Annotated in this window: 14 protein-coding genes and 1 riboswitch; of the genes, 9 read left to right on the plus strand and 5 right to left on the minus strand. The window is 62.8% G+C overall.

All coding sequences use genetic code 11. The features are described from left to right. Positions 1–26 precede the first annotated feature (26 nt). The 4 genes from A9K66_RS21585 to A9K66_RS21600 all read left to right on the plus strand — a co-directional run bounded on the left by A9K66_RS21585 (position 27) and on the right by A9K66_RS21600 (position 3,082). Positions 27–491 (plus strand): RT0821/Lpp0805 family surface protein, encoded by a 465-nt coding sequence (locus A9K66_RS21585; protein WP_067327836.1) that lies wholly within the window; start codon positions 27–29, stop codon positions 489–491. A gap of 99 nt (positions 492–590) precedes the next feature. Then, positions 591–1,517, plus strand: a complete 927-nt coding sequence (locus A9K66_RS21590) for a DnaJ C-terminal domain-containing protein (RefSeq protein ID WP_066998086.1) — start codon at positions 591–593, stop codon at positions 1,515–1,517. Positions 1,518–1,624: 107 nt separating this feature from the next. Beyond that, entirely contained in the window at positions 1,625–2,443 is an 819-nt protein-coding gene (gene fabI / locus A9K66_RS21595) for an enoyl-ACP reductase FabI (protein WP_067327837.1), read from the plus strand. A 51-nt stretch (positions 2,444–2,494) separates the two neighbouring features. Then, positions 2,495–3,082, plus strand: a complete 588-nt coding sequence (locus A9K66_RS21600; protein ID WP_067327838.1) for a histidine phosphatase family protein — start codon at positions 2,495–2,497, stop codon at positions 3,080–3,082. Between the two features lie 205 nt (positions 3,083–3,287). Here the strand turns inward: A9K66_RS21600 and A9K66_RS21605 are convergent, their stop codons facing one another. Continuing rightward, positions 3,288–3,545 carry a DUF1344 domain-containing protein gene (locus A9K66_RS21605; RefSeq protein ID WP_066998075.1) on the minus strand — a complete coding sequence of 86 codons (258 nt, stop codon included), beginning with the start codon at positions 3,543–3,545 and terminating at the stop codon, positions 3,288–3,290. Between the two features lie 212 nt (positions 3,546–3,757). Here A9K66_RS21605 and aroC point away from each other — a divergent pair, with 212 nt between their 5' ends. The 3 genes from aroC (at position 3,758) to A9K66_RS21620 (ending at position 6,628) form a co-directional block, all read left to right on the plus strand. Further along, positions 3,758–4,858, plus strand: coding sequence for a chorismate synthase (aroC, locus tag A9K66_RS21610; RefSeq protein ID WP_067327839.1), 1,101 nt, complete (start codon positions 3,758–3,760; stop codon positions 4,856–4,858). Positions 4,859–4,959: 101 nt separating this feature from the next. Next, complete coding sequence (gene ribB / locus A9K66_RS21615; protein WP_067327840.1) at positions 4,960–6,060, plus strand: 3,4-dihydroxy-2-butanone-4-phosphate synthase; 1,101 nt, start codon at positions 4,960–4,962, stop codon at positions 6,058–6,060. Positions 6,061–6,091: 31 nt separating this feature from the next. Beyond that, positions 6,092–6,628 (plus strand): GNAT family N-acetyltransferase, encoded by a 537-nt coding sequence (locus A9K66_RS21620; RefSeq protein ID WP_067327841.1) that lies wholly within the window; start codon positions 6,092–6,094, stop codon positions 6,626–6,628. Between the two features lie 25 nt (positions 6,629–6,653). Here the strand turns inward: A9K66_RS21620 and A9K66_RS21625 are convergent, their stop codons facing one another. After that, positions 6,654–7,877, minus strand: coding sequence for an MFS transporter (locus tag A9K66_RS21625; RefSeq protein ID WP_067327842.1), 1,224 nt, complete (start codon positions 7,875–7,877; stop codon positions 6,654–6,656). A 121-nt stretch (positions 7,878–7,998) separates the two neighbouring features. Here A9K66_RS21625 and A9K66_RS21630 point away from each other — a divergent pair, with 121 nt between their 5' ends. Both A9K66_RS21630 and A9K66_RS21635 read left to right on the plus strand, forming a co-directional pair. After that, positions 7,999–8,589 (plus strand): TetR/AcrR family transcriptional regulator, encoded by a 591-nt coding sequence (locus tag A9K66_RS21630; RefSeq protein WP_067327843.1) that lies wholly within the window; start codon positions 7,999–8,001, stop codon positions 8,587–8,589. 144 nt (positions 8,590–8,733) lie between these two features. Further along, positions 8,734–9,714: a hypothetical protein gene (locus tag A9K66_RS21635; protein ID WP_067327844.1), complete on the plus strand. Its 981-nt coding sequence runs from the start codon at positions 8,734–8,736 to the stop codon at positions 9,712–9,714. Between the two features lie 243 nt (positions 9,715–9,957). Here A9K66_RS21635 and A9K66_RS21640 read toward each other — a convergent pair whose 3' ends face one another. The 3 genes from A9K66_RS21640 to bluB form a co-directional block, all read right to left on the minus strand. Then, positions 9,958–10,812, minus strand: coding sequence for a D-amino-acid transaminase (locus tag A9K66_RS21640; protein ID WP_067327845.1), 855 nt, complete (start codon positions 10,810–10,812; stop codon positions 9,958–9,960). 191 nt (positions 10,813–11,003) lie between these two features. Further along, positions 11,004–12,185 carry an aminotransferase class V-fold PLP-dependent enzyme gene (locus A9K66_RS21645; RefSeq protein WP_067327846.1) on the minus strand — a complete coding sequence of 394 codons (1,182 nt, stop codon included), beginning with the start codon at positions 12,183–12,185 and terminating at the stop codon, positions 11,004–11,006. Positions 12,186–12,532: 347 nt separating this feature from the next. Then, positions 12,533–13,264: a 5,6-dimethylbenzimidazole synthase gene (bluB, locus tag A9K66_RS21650; RefSeq protein ID WP_067327847.1), complete on the minus strand. Its 732-nt coding sequence runs from the start codon at positions 13,262–13,264 to the stop codon at positions 12,533–12,535. A 42-nt stretch (positions 13,265–13,306) separates the two neighbouring features. Continuing rightward, a riboswitch (cobalamin riboswitch) is annotated at positions 13,307–13,485 on the minus strand. Positions 13,486–13,557 lie beyond the last annotated feature (72 nt).

The raw sequence follows: 13,557 nt of genomic DNA on the forward strand, positions 1-13,557 counted from the left end.
TTAACGTTGCGGGAGGAGTTCGCCGATTGTCGCGTATCGCGCAAGCTTTTGACAGCGGGCAATGGAGCGTTATTGCTTCGGCCAGCGCCAAGGCTGCGTTGCTGACATTGGCGCTTCCGCTCGCGGCCTGTGGCGCCGGCGGCTTCAGCCTCGAGAAGGCGGAGGTTGACCGCTCGATCATCACCTCCAGCGCGCCGTCCGCGCCCGCCGTGCCGGCAAGCAGCGACAACGACTCGGACCAGACCACGATCGGCAATGCGGTGTCTTCCGCCGACATCCAGGAGCTCGGCGGCCAGGCGGTGCCATGGGCCAATGCCGGCACCGGCTCCCGCGGCTCGATCACCGAGCTGGTGGAACTCAAGGATGGCGGCTTGACCTGCCGCCGCTTCAACGCGACGCGGGAAAGTTTCGACGGCGTCGCCATGTATCAGGGCGAGCTGTGCATTGCCGACGCCGGAGGCTGGCGCATGCAGGAGTTCAAGGCGCTCTAATTTCAGTCTCCATTGGCATCTTGCACCACTGGAATTTCTTCCTATGCGAGCGCATATAGAGGGCAACTGTGGACCCAATCTCTCTTTCAGGCAGGAAGCATGCGCGACCCCTATGAGGTGCTGGGCGTTGCCAAGAACGCCTCGGCCAAGGAAATAAAATCGGCGTACCGCAAGCTCGCCAAGCAGCATCATCCGGACCAGAATCCGAATGATCCGAAGGCGAAAGAGCGTTTTGCGGCCGCCAACCAGGCCTATGAGATCGTCGGCGACGAGAAGCGCCGCGCAGCTTACGATCGCGGCGAGATCGACGCCGACGGCAAGCCGAGATTCCAGGGCTTCGAGGGCGCGGCCGGTGGCGATCCGTTTGCCGGATTCCGCCGTCAGCAGGGCCCCGGCGGGGCGCATTTCGAATTCCGCACCGGTCGTCCGGGCGGCGATCCTTTCGACGGCAACAGCGACATCTTCAGCCAGATCTTCGGCGAGGCCTTTTCGGGTGGGCGCGGTCCAGGCCGTGGCGACCGTCGCCAGCCGGTCCAGGCGCCTGACCTCAATGTCACGCTGGACATCACCGTCGAAGAGGCCGCCACCGCGGAGAAGGTGACGGCGATGTTCCCTGACGGCCGCAAGATGGCGGTCAAGCTTCCCACCTATGTCGAGGAGGGCCAGACCATCCGCCTGAAGGGTCAGGGCGAGCAGGGGCCCGGCCAGCCGGGCGACGCGCTGGTCAAGATCCACATTCGCCGCCATCCGCGCTATCGCATCGAGGGCCGCGACCTGCATGTCGACCTGCCTATCGAACTCGCCGACGCGGTGCTCGGCGCCAAGGTGGCCGTCGAGACGCCGACCGGCAAGCTCGCGGTCAACGTTCCCGCATGGTCGAGCTCGGACAAGGTGTTGCGCCTCAAGGGCAGGGGCCTGCCGGAAAAAGTAGGTGGCCATGGCGATCTCTACGCCCATGTGCGGCTGATGCTGCCGGAGGGTGGAGACGCCGATCTCGAAGCCCTGATGCGTAAGCGGAAAGGCTGATCGAAGCAGTTTTCTCCTCAAGCCAGTCTGTTTTCGACGCTTGAAGGGGCCCTGTGCCTGTGCGATAGGGCTCCACAAAGCAGACATTCTTGCGGAGAATTGCGCACATGGCGGGTGGACAGGGCCTGATGGCCGGTAAGCGAGGCCTCATCCTTGGCGTCGCAAACAATCGGTCGATCGCTTTCGGCATCGCCAAGGCTTGCGTCGATCACGGCGCCGAAATCGCGCTGACCTATCAGGGCGAGGCGTTCAAGAAGCGCGTCGAGCCGCTGGCGGCGGAACTCAACGCGCATGTCGCCGGCCATTGCGACGTGACCGATCCGGAAAGCCTGGACGCAGTCTTTGCCGACATCGCCAAGCACTGGGGCAAGCTCGACTTCCTCGTCCATGCCATCGCCTTCTCGGACAAGGACGAGCTGACCGGCCGTTATGTCGAGACGACGCGCGATAATTTCCTGCGCACCATGGATATTTCGGTGTTTTCCTTCACCACCATCGCCAAGCGCGCCGAGCCGCTGATGAGCGAAGGCGGCTCGCTGCTGACGCTGACTTATTACGGCGCCGAGAAGGTTATGCCTCACTACAACGTCATGGGCGTCGCCAAGGCGGCGCTCGAGGCCAGCGTGCGCTATCTGGCCGTCGACCTCGGCTCCAAGAAGATCCGCGTCAACGCCATCTCGGCCGGCCCGATCAAGACCCTTGCCGCCTCCGGCATCGGCGACTTCCGCTACATCCTCAAATGGAACGAGTACAACGCGCCGCTCAAGCAGACGGTGACGCAGGAAGAAGTCGGCGATTCCGGCGTCTACTTCCTGTCGGACCTGTCGCGCGGCGTGACCGGCGAGGTCCATCACGTCGATTCCGGCTACCATGTCGTCGGCATGAAGGCGGTCGACGCGCCCGACATCTCGACCGTCAAGGACTAGTTCTCTCCGCCTGTCTATCGTCCAGGCCCTGGCCCGACCTCCGGAGACCTGATGTATCCGCTCGTCTACATCGCGCGCCACGGCCAGACGCAGTGGAACGCCGAGGGTCGGCTGCAAGGCCAGGCGGATACCGATATCAACGAACTTGGCCGCGAGCAGGCGACGCAAAACGGCCGACGGTTGGCGGACCTTATCGGAAACGCCGCGGCTTTCGATTTTGTCGCCAGCCCGATGCGCCGCACGCGTGAGACGATGGAACTGATGCGCGCGGCGATGGGTCTCGACCCGCTCGCCTATCGCACCGATCCGCGCTTGGTGGAGCTAAGCTTCGGCGACTGGCAGGGTTTCACCTTTGCCGAACTCGAAAAGCGTGTCCCGGGTTCGACCAAAAGCCGCCGCGCCGCGAAGTGGGATTTCCAGCCGCCCGGCGAGGGCGCCGAAAGCTACGAGATGCTGCTCGAGCGGATAAAACCCTGGTTCGACGCGCTTCGCCAGCCGACCGTCTGCGTCACCCATGGCGGGATCATGCGCTGCTTCTTCCGCTTCGTCACCGGCATTTCCAAGCAGGAAGCCGCCAGCCTCGACGTACCGCAGGACCGCCTGCTACGGCTCGAGGGCCGCACCCTGGAGTGGCTGTAGGGCCTGCGTTTCAGGCCGTGTGTTGGAGGCAGGCCGAAGGCCTCGAACGTCGCCATCCGGGAATCTGCGTTTGCGTCGCTGCGCCCCTTGCTTCGCTCCAGCATGACGAAGCGTTCGGCGCTCGGACATTGGCAAAGGTGTCCTCTACCAACGTACTGCTACAACGTACTGCGCCGTCCGCCAAGACCTCGCGGCGCGGATGATTCTAGTCGCTGTCCGGCAGCTGCATATCGGTCACGACATTCTCGCCATTGGTCACGTCGTAGGCGAGGACGATATCCATGCCGGGCTTCAGCGCGTCGAGATCGGTTTCGGCGTTGAGCTTGTAGGACTTTCCGTCGTCCAGCGTCAGCGTCAGCGTGTCCTTGTCGACCTTCTTGATCAAGCCTTCGGTCTGGCCGGCGAACGCGGCAGCGGTGGAAATGAGCAACATGGCGCAGGCGGCGCCAATCAGGGTACGCATCGTCGTCCTCTTTGGTCATTGCGCCGGCATGAGCAACGGCGGATCCTCAACGGCGGATGGAAGAGAGCAGAAACCAACCGAATGTGTCAAAACTAAATCCTCCAGATCACAGATTGATGCATCCGATCACCGTTTGACCGCTGTGGAAAACGCCAATAGAAGGCACGCTTGAACCGGCGAACCGGGTCCGCGCCGGGCAGGGCGTTTTTTCCATGTCTCACAACACCTTCGGCCATCTTTTCCGCGTCACCACCTGGGGTGAAAGCCATGGCGCCGCTCTTGGCTGCGTTGTCGACGGCTGCCCGCCCGGGATCCGCTTCAAGCGCGAGGACATCCAGGCCGAGCTCGACCGGCGCCGCCCGGGCCAGTCGCGCTTCGTCACCCAGCGCCGCGAGCCGGACGAGGTCAAGATCCTCTCCGGCTTCATCCTCGACGAGGACGGCGAGACGATGATCACCACCGGCACGCCGATCTCGATGCTGATCGAAAATGTGGATCAGCGCTCCAAGGATTACGGCGAGATCGCCCGCCAGTACCGGCCGGGCCATGCCGATTACACCTATGAGGTCAAATACGGGTTGCGCGACCATCGCGGCGGCGGCCGCTCCTCGGCGCGCGAGACGGCAGCCAGAGTGGCGGCCGGCGCGCTGGCACGCAAGGTAGTGCCGGGCATGGTGGTGCGCGGCGCGCTGGTCTCGATGGGTGAAAAGTCGATCGATCGCGCCAATTGGAACTGGAGTTTCGTCGGCGATGCGGAAAACCCGTTTTTCACCCCCGACCCGGCCTCGGTTCCGGTCTTTGCCGCCTATCTCGACGGCATTCGCAAGGCCGGCTCGTCGGTCGGCGCGGTGATCGAGATCGTCGCCGAAGGTGTGCCGGCGGGCCTCGGCGCGCCGATCTATGCCAAGCTCGACCAGGACATCGCCTCCGGCCTGATGTCGATCAACGCCGTCAAGGGCGTCGAGATCGGCAACGGCTTCGAAGCCGCCCGCATCACCGGCGAAGAGAATGCCGACGAGATGCGGATCGGCAATGACAGCAAGCCGGTGTTTTTGTCCAACAATGCCGGCGGCATCCTCGGCGGCATCTCGACCGGCCAGGCGATCGTCGCCCGCTTCGCCGTCAAGCCGACCTCCTCGATCCTCACGCCGCGGAAATCGATCGACAAGGACGGCAAGGACGTCGAGGTCATGACCAAGGGCCGCCACGATCCTTGCGTCGGCATCCGCGCCGTGCCGATCGGCGAGGCCATGGTTGCCTGCGCGATCGCGGATCATTATCTGCGCCATAGAGGACAGACGGGAAGGCAGTAGGGCAGTAGGTGAGTATGTTACGTCGCATTCGGCGACGCCAAACTTTTTCCGTTCCCCTACTCCCTTACCGCCCTATTCCCCAAGCGAGCTAGCGAGCGTCCATGCCATACGACCAGAAGAAGATCGTCGAAGCGATCCGCGCTTTCGAGCGCGGCGAGATCGTCGTCGTCATGGACGATGATGGGCGCGAGAACGAGGGCGACCTGATCGTTGCCGCCGTCCACTGCACGCCGGAAAAGATGGCCTTCATCGTCCGCAACACCTCCGGCATCGTCTGCACGCCGATGCTGCGCGAGGACGCAAGGAGGCTAAACCTTGCGCCCATGGTGGCCGACAATGATTCCGCCCACACCACGGCTTTCACCGTCAGCGTCGACTTCAAGCACGGCACCACGACGGGTATTTCGGCGGACGACCGCACGCTCACCGTGCGTAACCTCGCCAATGGCAATGTTGGTGCCTCCGACTTCGTGCGGCCCGGCCACATCTTCCCGCTGATCGCGCGCGAAGGCGGTGTCTTGATGCGCTCGGGCCATACGGAAGCCGCGGTCGACCTGTGCAAACTCGCCGGGCTGCCGCCGATCGGCGTCATCTCCGAACTGGTCAACGACGACGGCACCGTCAAGCGTGGACCTGAGGTGCAGGCTTTCGCCGCGCAGCACGGGCTGAAGCAGGTTTCGGTCGCCGATCTCATCGCCTATCGCCAGCGCAAGGAAACGCTGGTCGAGCGCGTCGCCTGCTCCGACATCGAGACGCCCGGCGGCAAGGCGCAGGTCTTCACCTACACGCTGCCCTGGGATTCCATGCACCATGTCGCGGTCGTCTTCGGCGACATCCGCGACGGCGAGGAGGTGCCGGTGCGGCTGCATTCGGAAGACGTCGTCACCGACGTCTTCGGCACCAGCCACCGCTTGGACCACATCATGAAGGCGATGGGCGAGCGCAAGCGTGGCGTCATCGTCTACCTGCGCGAAGGCTCGGTCGGCGTCGCCCATCAGGAGCGCAAGCGGCCACAAAGCGGCGACCGCGAGGATCACGAAGAGGCGCGCCGGCGCGAGAACGAGTGGCGCGAGATCGGGCTCGGAGCGCAGATCCTCAAGGATCTCGGCATTTCCTCGATCAACCTGATCGCCTCGCGCGAGCGCCACTATGTCGGCCTCGAAGGATTCGGCATTCACATCGCCAAAACGGAAATTCTCTGACGTTTCGGCCGACAGGCGGCGGAGAAAAACGATGGCCGCGCCATTGCCTGTCAGCCAGCGGACCGAACGATTGCTGCTGCGCCGGCCCAAACAGGCGGATCTGGAGTTTCTGGCCGATCTTTTTTCGCGCCCCGAACTGGTGGCGCATCGCCCCGACCCGACGCCGGACACGCCGCAGCAGAGCGCTGCAAGGCTCGCTCGCGACATCGATCATTGGGACAGGCACGGATTTGGTCGCTGGGCGGTCGAAGCCAACGAGAGGCTGATCGGCTTCGGCGGTGTCACCTTATCGAGCGATTTCGATGGGCTGAACCTGTCCTATCATCTTCATCCCGAGACCTGGGGGCATGGCTACGCGACGGAACTGGTCCGGGGGACCTTGCACGCGGCTTTCGGCCCCTTGCGCGCCGATCGGGTGATCGCACTGGCGCGTCCCGCCAATCCGGCATCGCGGCGCGTGCTGGAGAAATGCGGCTTCGTCTTCGAGCGGGAGATCATGCTCCATGGCGCGCCGACGGGGCTTTACGCAGTCCCGGCGGCGAAGTTCGTTCAAAAGCAGGACATATAGCCAGCCAGAGCCGGATGCATCGGTATCATCCAGCCGGAGCAATCGCCGCTTCGCATTCATTCGGGTCGCAGTCCGGCGTCGCCAGCCGACACTGGCCGGCGAGCACGGTGACCAAAGCGACTGAGCCTGCCGCCACCGACACCCAGAACCCGTTCTGCGGTCCAAAAGTGTCGACCATCCAGCCGGCGGCGAAGGAGCCTAGCGCCATGCCGATGCCGATCCCGGTGGTCACCCAGGTCACGCCTTCCGTGAGCATTGCCGGCGGCACGTGGCGTTCGATCAGGCCAAAGGCGGTGATGAAGGTCGGCGAGATGGCAACGCCGCTGACGAAGACGGCTAGCGCCAGGGTCGGCACCGTGTCGGCAAAAAGCAGCGGCAGCGTGGTGAGCGCGATGACGGCGACAGCTATCGCGAGTTGGCGTTGCAGCGGCGTGCGCAAACTGAGCGCGCCGACGATGATGCCGAGCACGAAGGATCCCAGTGCATAGACGCCGATGACGAGGCTGGCTGCTTCGGGCTGGCCCAGCTCTTCAGTAATGGCAACGGTGGTGACTTCCGTGGTTGCGAAGGTCGCGCCGACAAAGATCAGCGCAAAGGTGATGATCTGCACCGGCCGCAGGCGGATCGCCGAACCGGCCGCGCCATCCTCGGCCGGGCGAATGGGCGGTTCCGTCGAACGCTGCAGCAGGAATGCCGCCGAGCCGAAGGCGAGCAGCAAGGTGCTCACCACCATCCCGGCTTCCGGGAATAGCGCGGCGCTCAAGCCCACCGACAGCGATGCCCCAGCGACATAGACCAGCTCGTCCGCGGCCGATTCGAAGGCGAAGGCCGTATTGAGCTCGGGGCGGTCGCGAAAAATCTCGGTCCAGCGCGCCCTGACCAGCGCCGGGATGCTGGGCATTAACGCGGCAAGCAGCGCGGATAGGAACAAGGTCCACACCGGCCAGTGCTGGTTGGCCGCGACGATCAAGGTTGCGAAGGCAAGCACCGAGACAAGTGTCGTCGGCACGGCAATCCGGCTCTGGCCGAGGCGGTCGACCAGCCGCGAGACCTGCGGCGACAGGAAGGCGTTGAATAAAGCGTATGTGGCCGAGACCGCGCCGGCCAGCCAGTACTCGCCATGCGTTTGCGACAGCATCGCCACAATGCCGATCGGCGCCATGGCGATCGGCAGCCGCGCGATGAAGGCTGCCGCGGCGAAGCTCTTCGTGCCAGGAGCCCGAAAGATTTCCGAATAGGGGTTTCGCATGGTCCTGTTCCTCGACAAGGGAAGGCGCCGCAATTACATACGCAGCGTATGAATGTCAGATAGTTCATACGTCGCGTATGTCAATTAGCATACGACGCGTATGTGAATAAGGCCAGGAGCCATGCACAAACCCCGCAAGGAGATGATCGCCGAAACGCGCGCCAAGCTGATCGCGGCCGCGCGCCATGCCTTCGGCACGATCGGCTATGCCAAGGCCTCGATGGACGATTTCACCGCTTCGGCGGGTCTGACGCGCGGCGCGCTCTATCATCATTTCGGCGACAAGAAGGGGCTCCTGCAGGCGGTGATCGCCGAGATCGACGCCGAGATGGCGGCGCGGGTGAACGAGGTGGCCTCGCGGGCGCCTACTCGCTGGCAGCATTTCGTCGACGAATGCACCACCTATATCGAGATGGCGCTTGAGCCGGAAATCCAGCGCATCATGTTCAGGGACGGCCCGGCCGTGCTCGGCGATCCGGCTCAGTGGCCCAACGCCAGCGCCTGCACGGCTTCAATGGCCGATCACCTGTCAAAGCTGCAGGAGGAGGGCGTCGTCGTTCCCGATCTCGATCCCGAGACCGCAGCGCGGCTCATCAACGGCGCCAGTAGCCAGGCCTCGCAGCGCATCGCCAATGCCAAGGATCCGGAAGCGACGTCGAAGAAGGTTGTGGCGGCGTTCAAGCAGCTGCTGGAAGGCCTTAAAACCAAATAGCATCCGGTCGCGGCGTTCCGGGCAATCACTCGGGTCCGCGCTGCCTCAGACAATTGTCCCCCGCTCAAAATCCCTCCGACATTGACTTTGGCAGGAGCGAGCGCATCCTCTCCCGCCAATTCTCTGAGGCGGAGGGTCGGGGCCATGTGGGATTTCAGCATCGGCCGGTCGGTGTCCATCATGATGCGGACGTGGCCGTTCATCGTCTTTCGCATCATCGTCTATTTCGGCATCACGGTGGCCTACATAACAGCGACCGGCACCGGCGCCAGCGTCGGTTACGGCGTCGGCCACATCTCGACCGATCCGGACGGACCGATGTCCTTTGCCTTGTGGGGTGGGGTCGTCGGCTTCGGCGTGGTCTCGATCGCCGTCTACTGGATCCGCGAATACATTCTCTATGTGCTCAAGGCCGGCCATATCGCCGTCATGGTCCATCTGATCGACGGGCAGGACGTTCCCGACGGCCATGGCCAGATCGCCTACGCGCGCGAAGTGGTGACGAAGCGCTTCGCCGAGGCCAACATCCTTTTCGTCGTCGACCAGCTGGTGAAAGGCGCCATCCGCGCCATCACAGGGCTGATCGGCGGCATTGCTGCGTTCCTACCCATTCCAGGCTTGAGCGGTCTGGTGAGCTTCATCAACACCGTCATCCGCCTGTCGCTGACCTATGTCGACGAGATCATCCTCGGCTACAACATCCGCATCAATTCCAACTCGCCTTTCGAGACCGCCAGGCAAGGCGTCGTGCTCTACGCGCAGAACGGCAAGTTGATGGTCAAGAACGCCGTCTGGCTGGCGGTGATCATGTGGGGTGTTTCCTTCGTCATCTTCCTTTTGATGCTGGCGCCCGCCGCCGCGATCCTCTGGGCCATGCCGGGCCAGCTTGCCGGCTGGGCTTTCGTGTTGGCCATCGTCTTCGCCTGGGCCTTCAAGGCGGCTTTCATCGAGCCCTTCGCCATCGCTTCGCTGATGCAGGTCTACTTCGCCACCATCGAGGGCCAGGTCCCCAATCCGGAATGGGACCGGCGCCTGGCCGAAGCCTCGTCCAAGTTCAGGGAGCTGCGCGACAAGGCGCTCAGCCCCTTCGGCGGCTCGCGCTGGGATTCGCCAAGGACCGCTTGACTAGAGTCAGAGCAGATGCCCCGCCATTGGAAGGATCGCCGCCAGCATCTGGCGCGAACGCTAGTCTAGCAGCGGCTTTGTCAAGCTACTTGGGCGCCGCGAGTGCTCGGGCGAGCTATTCACGTGCAGGGCTGGCGTCAGGAGTGCTTGAGTTAGCGCGGTCCATATGCGCCCTGAGTAACGCCACCGGCAGGTTGCGTATCGAGGTTTGACGCCGCAGAGAACACCCGTCGACGATCAACGCTAGATCGCCGATGCTCGGCTTCTATCGAGATAAATTTGTCGCAACCGCCGGGTGACTACGCCCGGCAGCCCGTTGCCGATCGGCGCACCATCCATCCTGACCACCGGGTTCACCAGCCCGGATGATGACGTTGAAAACGCCTCCGTCGCAAGTCTGGTCTCTACTACTGTGAATGGGCGCTCCTCCACCCGCAGATGAAGTTCACTTGCGCACTGCAGAACGACTGCCCGGGTAATCCCGTGCAGGATATCGCTCGAGAGATCCCGCGTGACGATCGTCCCATCCGAAGTCACGATATGGGCGTTGTTGGAAGAGCCTTCCGTGACGTAACCATCCCTCACTAGCCATGCGTCATCGGCGCCGCGTGATTTCGCCTGCATTTTGGCCATGGAGGGATACAGGAGTTGCACCGTTTTGATGTCGCAGCGCCGCCACCGGAGATCTTCCACGGTTATGACGTGCTGGCCGCGTATGGCGACCGGATTTTCGACAAGTGCCTTCTCTTGTGTGAAGAGCACCACGGTGTTCGGCGTATCCCGAGTAGGAAATATGAAATCGCGGTCGGCCGCGCCCCGGGTGATCTGCAAATAGACAAGTCCCTCGGATACATTGTTCCGTCCAATGAGCTCCCTGTGGATCTTCAAAAGATCTGCTTCGGTCAGGGAGAACGGCATATCGAGTTCACGGAGCGATCGCCGCAGGCGCGCCATGTGACTGGCAAAATCGACGAGCTTGCCATCAAGAACGAGCGTGACCTCATAGACTCCGTCGGCGAACAGGAAGCCCCGATCGAAGACCGAGATACGGGCCTCGCTTTCCGGTAGATAGGATCCACTCACGTAGACTTGGCGCATTGATCGACCTCAAAAATGCAGACCACGCTCACGGCCTTGAGCGAAACTATTGAACTCTTGTCACGGTGCAGGCCTGGGCAGCTTTAAGCGCAAATAGCGGCGCTGCCATCCTGCACCCCTCGACTGCGAAAACGCTATTCGCCAGACAGCAGACGGCTAAGGTCGGGCACAGCCAGAGAAAATTCGTCGGTTCACTCCACAGCGCTTCGCAGCGCGGCGACAAAGGCATCAAGATCGCGCTTAAGCATGTAAATGTGTGGCGAAACCCGCAAACCCTCGACGTGCTCGACCTTGCGGTATTTCACGTGGACCTGGTGTTTCTCGCGAAGGTCGCGCTCGAGTTGCTGCATGTCGATGCTGTCGATCGAAAACAGACTTATCGCAGCGAGGCTGTCCGTGTCGGTCGGCGTATGGAGCCTGAAACCGGGAATGTCCTGGACGAGACCTACCCAATATCGGGTGAGTTCGCGCAGTCGCGCATGCATCCGTTCCGCGCCGATCGCCTTGTGGAATTGAATTGCGGGCGCGATTCCTGCCTGGACAGCGGAATTGTAGGTGCCGAGATTCCAATGGTCGAACCTGTCTATGTGCACCGCGGGCTGGTCGAAAGGTGCAAGCAATGGCCAGGTGGTATCGATCCGGCGTTCGCTGACGACCAGCATCCCGTTGCCGATAGGAGCACCGAGCCACTTGTGCAGGCTGGTGACAAAAAAATCGCAATCGAGTTCGCGGAAGCTGACAGGCATCTGAGCAAAAGTCTGGGCACCGTCGACGACAGTCATGATGTCGCGCTCCCGCGCGATTTCGCAGAGCCGGTTCACCGGCAGGACACGCCCGTTCCAGTGGTACATGTGAGTCAGCTGCAGGACGCGGGTACGCGGGGTCATCGCCTGAACATAGGATTCGATGATGTCGTCGTCGCTGTCCATGAGGTCGAATGTGCAGTTTACAACCTCGATGCCCTCGCGCTGTTGCCGCTGCAGCCAGCCCGCACGAACGCTGGGGTAGTCCCAAGGCGAGATCAGCACTTGATCGCCCTTAGTCACCGGTATTCCGAAGATCGCTGTCGAAAGACCCTCCGACGAATTCCGGTTCAGCGCGATCTCTCCGGGGCTGCAATCGATCAGTTCCGCCAGCTCGCGTTTGATATGAGGAAGTGCTGTGTCGAGCTTGCTCCACATATTGTAGTCGGGATTGCGACTGATGAAGCGGTAGGCGTCAACCGTCGCTTCCTCGACAACAGTCGGTGGGGGACTGACCGCGGCGTTGTTCAAGTTGAGGAGTGGTTCTTGCGGGGGGTATTTTGCGCGGATGCGCTCCCATTCCGCTTCGTCCTCATGTTCGGCGGACCGATCTATTGCAAAAAAATTCATGGGAACGCGCCGGGTCTCATCTGTGGCCCGACAATAAGCGCCGTAGCCCAGCTCAATCTGCCTATTCACATGAGAAGACAGAATTTAATTGCGAACGCCGGTGAATTCGCGAGACGTTGAAGCCCGAGAACGACATCGCTTGGCACAGGGTTAGCCGTGAGGAAGCGAGTGCGGAGATCCGGCCCAATCACGCCAAGAAGAACCGTCACGTTGTCAAGCGATGCGCGAACAATCCCCGGTTTCTGAGAGCGGGCAACGACGGTCAGGCCTGCCAATGCGCCATTGCGCAAACGCGAAGCGCGATGGCGCGTTGCGGTTGGTGCGGGTCTATGGAACGCCGAGCGGTTCTAAGGCTTCAATCGTTCTCCGAGACGAGCGATCGCCGATTTGAGCGGCGCCTCGCCGGCGCCGCAAAAGGTCTCGCTCATCACCAGCTCGGGCAGCGGCAGGCGCTTGCCCCAGCCATGCGCTTCGAGGTCGGGCCTTGGCGCGAATTCCGAGACGCGGCCGACGCAGAGATAGGCGATCGGCGTGACGTGCTCGGGGATCGACAGCAGTCGCTTCAGCGCTTCGGGCTCGATGATGCTCACCCAGCCAACCCCGACGCCTTCCGCCCGCGCCGCGAGCCAGAAATTCTGCACCGCGCAGACGGTGCTGTAGAGGTCCATCTCCGGATTGTGCCAGCGCCCGAGCGGCGAGTTCTTCGAGCGCTGGCGGTCGCAGGTGATGCAGAGGTTGAGCGCGCTTTCGCAGATGCCCTCGAGCTTCAGCTTGCGGTAGAGCGCCCGCCGCTCCACCTCGATCGCCGGCAGTTCCTGTTCGCGCGCGGCGAGGAAAAGGTCGCGCACCTGCCGCCGCCTTGTGGCGTCCCGGATGATGATGAAGTTCCAGGGCTGCATGTAGCCGACCGACGGCGCGTGGTGTGCCGCGGTGAGCAGCCGCGCCAAAACGCCGTCGTCGAGATCGTCGGTAAGGAAATGGCTGCGCACGTCGCGCCGGGTGAACATGGCCCGGTAGACGGCGTCGCGCGCCAATTGGTCAAAGTCATCGCCGCCGGCGGCGGCTGTTCGTGCCTGCATCGCTTGTCCCCTTGCGATAAGCAGTCCTCCGCCTGACCATGCGGATGACCATGTCTGCCGGGCCGGTCTTCTGGCTCGGGATCGACCCGCATCCGGCGCCTTCCCGTCTGGGACAGTGGCGTTTGCCGGCGCGGTCCCCCTCACAGCGTTGGGCACGCCACGGATTTCAACCGTGTTCCCGATTCTCCCGCGTTGCGGGCACCAGGCAGCGACGCGACCTTATCGCGAAGCCGAGGCCGGGCCAATGCCGCCAGCGACACGATTGGGCGCGATTTCCCCAATCATTCGGCGCT

Source organism: Mesorhizobium sp. AA23 (assembly GCF_001672435.1).
Classification (GTDB): Bacteria; Pseudomonadota; Alphaproteobacteria; order Rhizobiales; family Rhizobiaceae; genus Mesorhizobium.

Excerpts from the sequence above, each read along its gene's own strand:
- A9K66_RS21620 (WP_067327841.1), top strand. The coding sequence starts at position 6,092 with ATGGCCGCGCCATTGCCTGTCAGCCAGCGGACCGAACGATTGCTGCTG.
- A9K66_RS21630 (WP_067327843.1), top strand. The coding sequence starts at position 7,999 with ATGCACAAACCCCGCAAGGAGATGATCGCCGAAACGCGCGCCAAGCTG.
- A9K66_RS21645 (WP_067327846.1), bottom strand. The coding sequence starts at position 12,185 with ATGAATTTTTTTGCAATAGATCGGTCCGCCGAACATGAGGACGAAGCG.
- A9K66_RS21625 (WP_067327842.1), bottom strand. The coding sequence starts at position 7,877 with ATGCGAAACCCCTATTCGGAAATCTTTCGGGCTCCTGGCACGAAGAGC.
- A9K66_RS21640 (WP_067327845.1), bottom strand. The coding sequence starts at position 10,812 with ATGCGCCAAGTCTACGTGAGTGGATCCTATCTACCGGAAAGCGAGGCC.
- fabI (WP_067327837.1), top strand. The coding sequence starts at position 1,625 with ATGGCGGGTGGACAGGGCCTGATGGCCGGTAAGCGAGGCCTCATCCTT.
- aroC (WP_067327839.1), top strand. The coding sequence starts at position 3,758 with ATGTCTCACAACACCTTCGGCCATCTTTTCCGCGTCACCACCTGGGGT.
- A9K66_RS21600 (WP_067327838.1), top strand. The coding sequence starts at position 2,495 with ATGTATCCGCTCGTCTACATCGCGCGCCACGGCCAGACGCAGTGGAAC.
- A9K66_RS21590 (WP_066998086.1), top strand. The coding sequence starts at position 591 with ATGCGCGACCCCTATGAGGTGCTGGGCGTTGCCAAGAACGCCTCGGCC.
- A9K66_RS21635 (WP_067327844.1), top strand. The coding sequence starts at position 8,734 with ATGTGGGATTTCAGCATCGGCCGGTCGGTGTCCATCATGATGCGGACG.
- bluB (WP_067327847.1), bottom strand. The coding sequence starts at position 13,264 with ATGCAGGCACGAACAGCCGCCGCCGGCGGCGATGACTTTGACCAATTG.
- ribB (WP_067327840.1), top strand. The coding sequence starts at position 4,960 with ATGCCATACGACCAGAAGAAGATCGTCGAAGCGATCCGCGCTTTCGAG.
- A9K66_RS21605 (WP_066998075.1), bottom strand. The coding sequence starts at position 3,545 with ATGCGTACCCTGATTGGCGCCGCCTGCGCCATGTTGCTCATTTCCACC.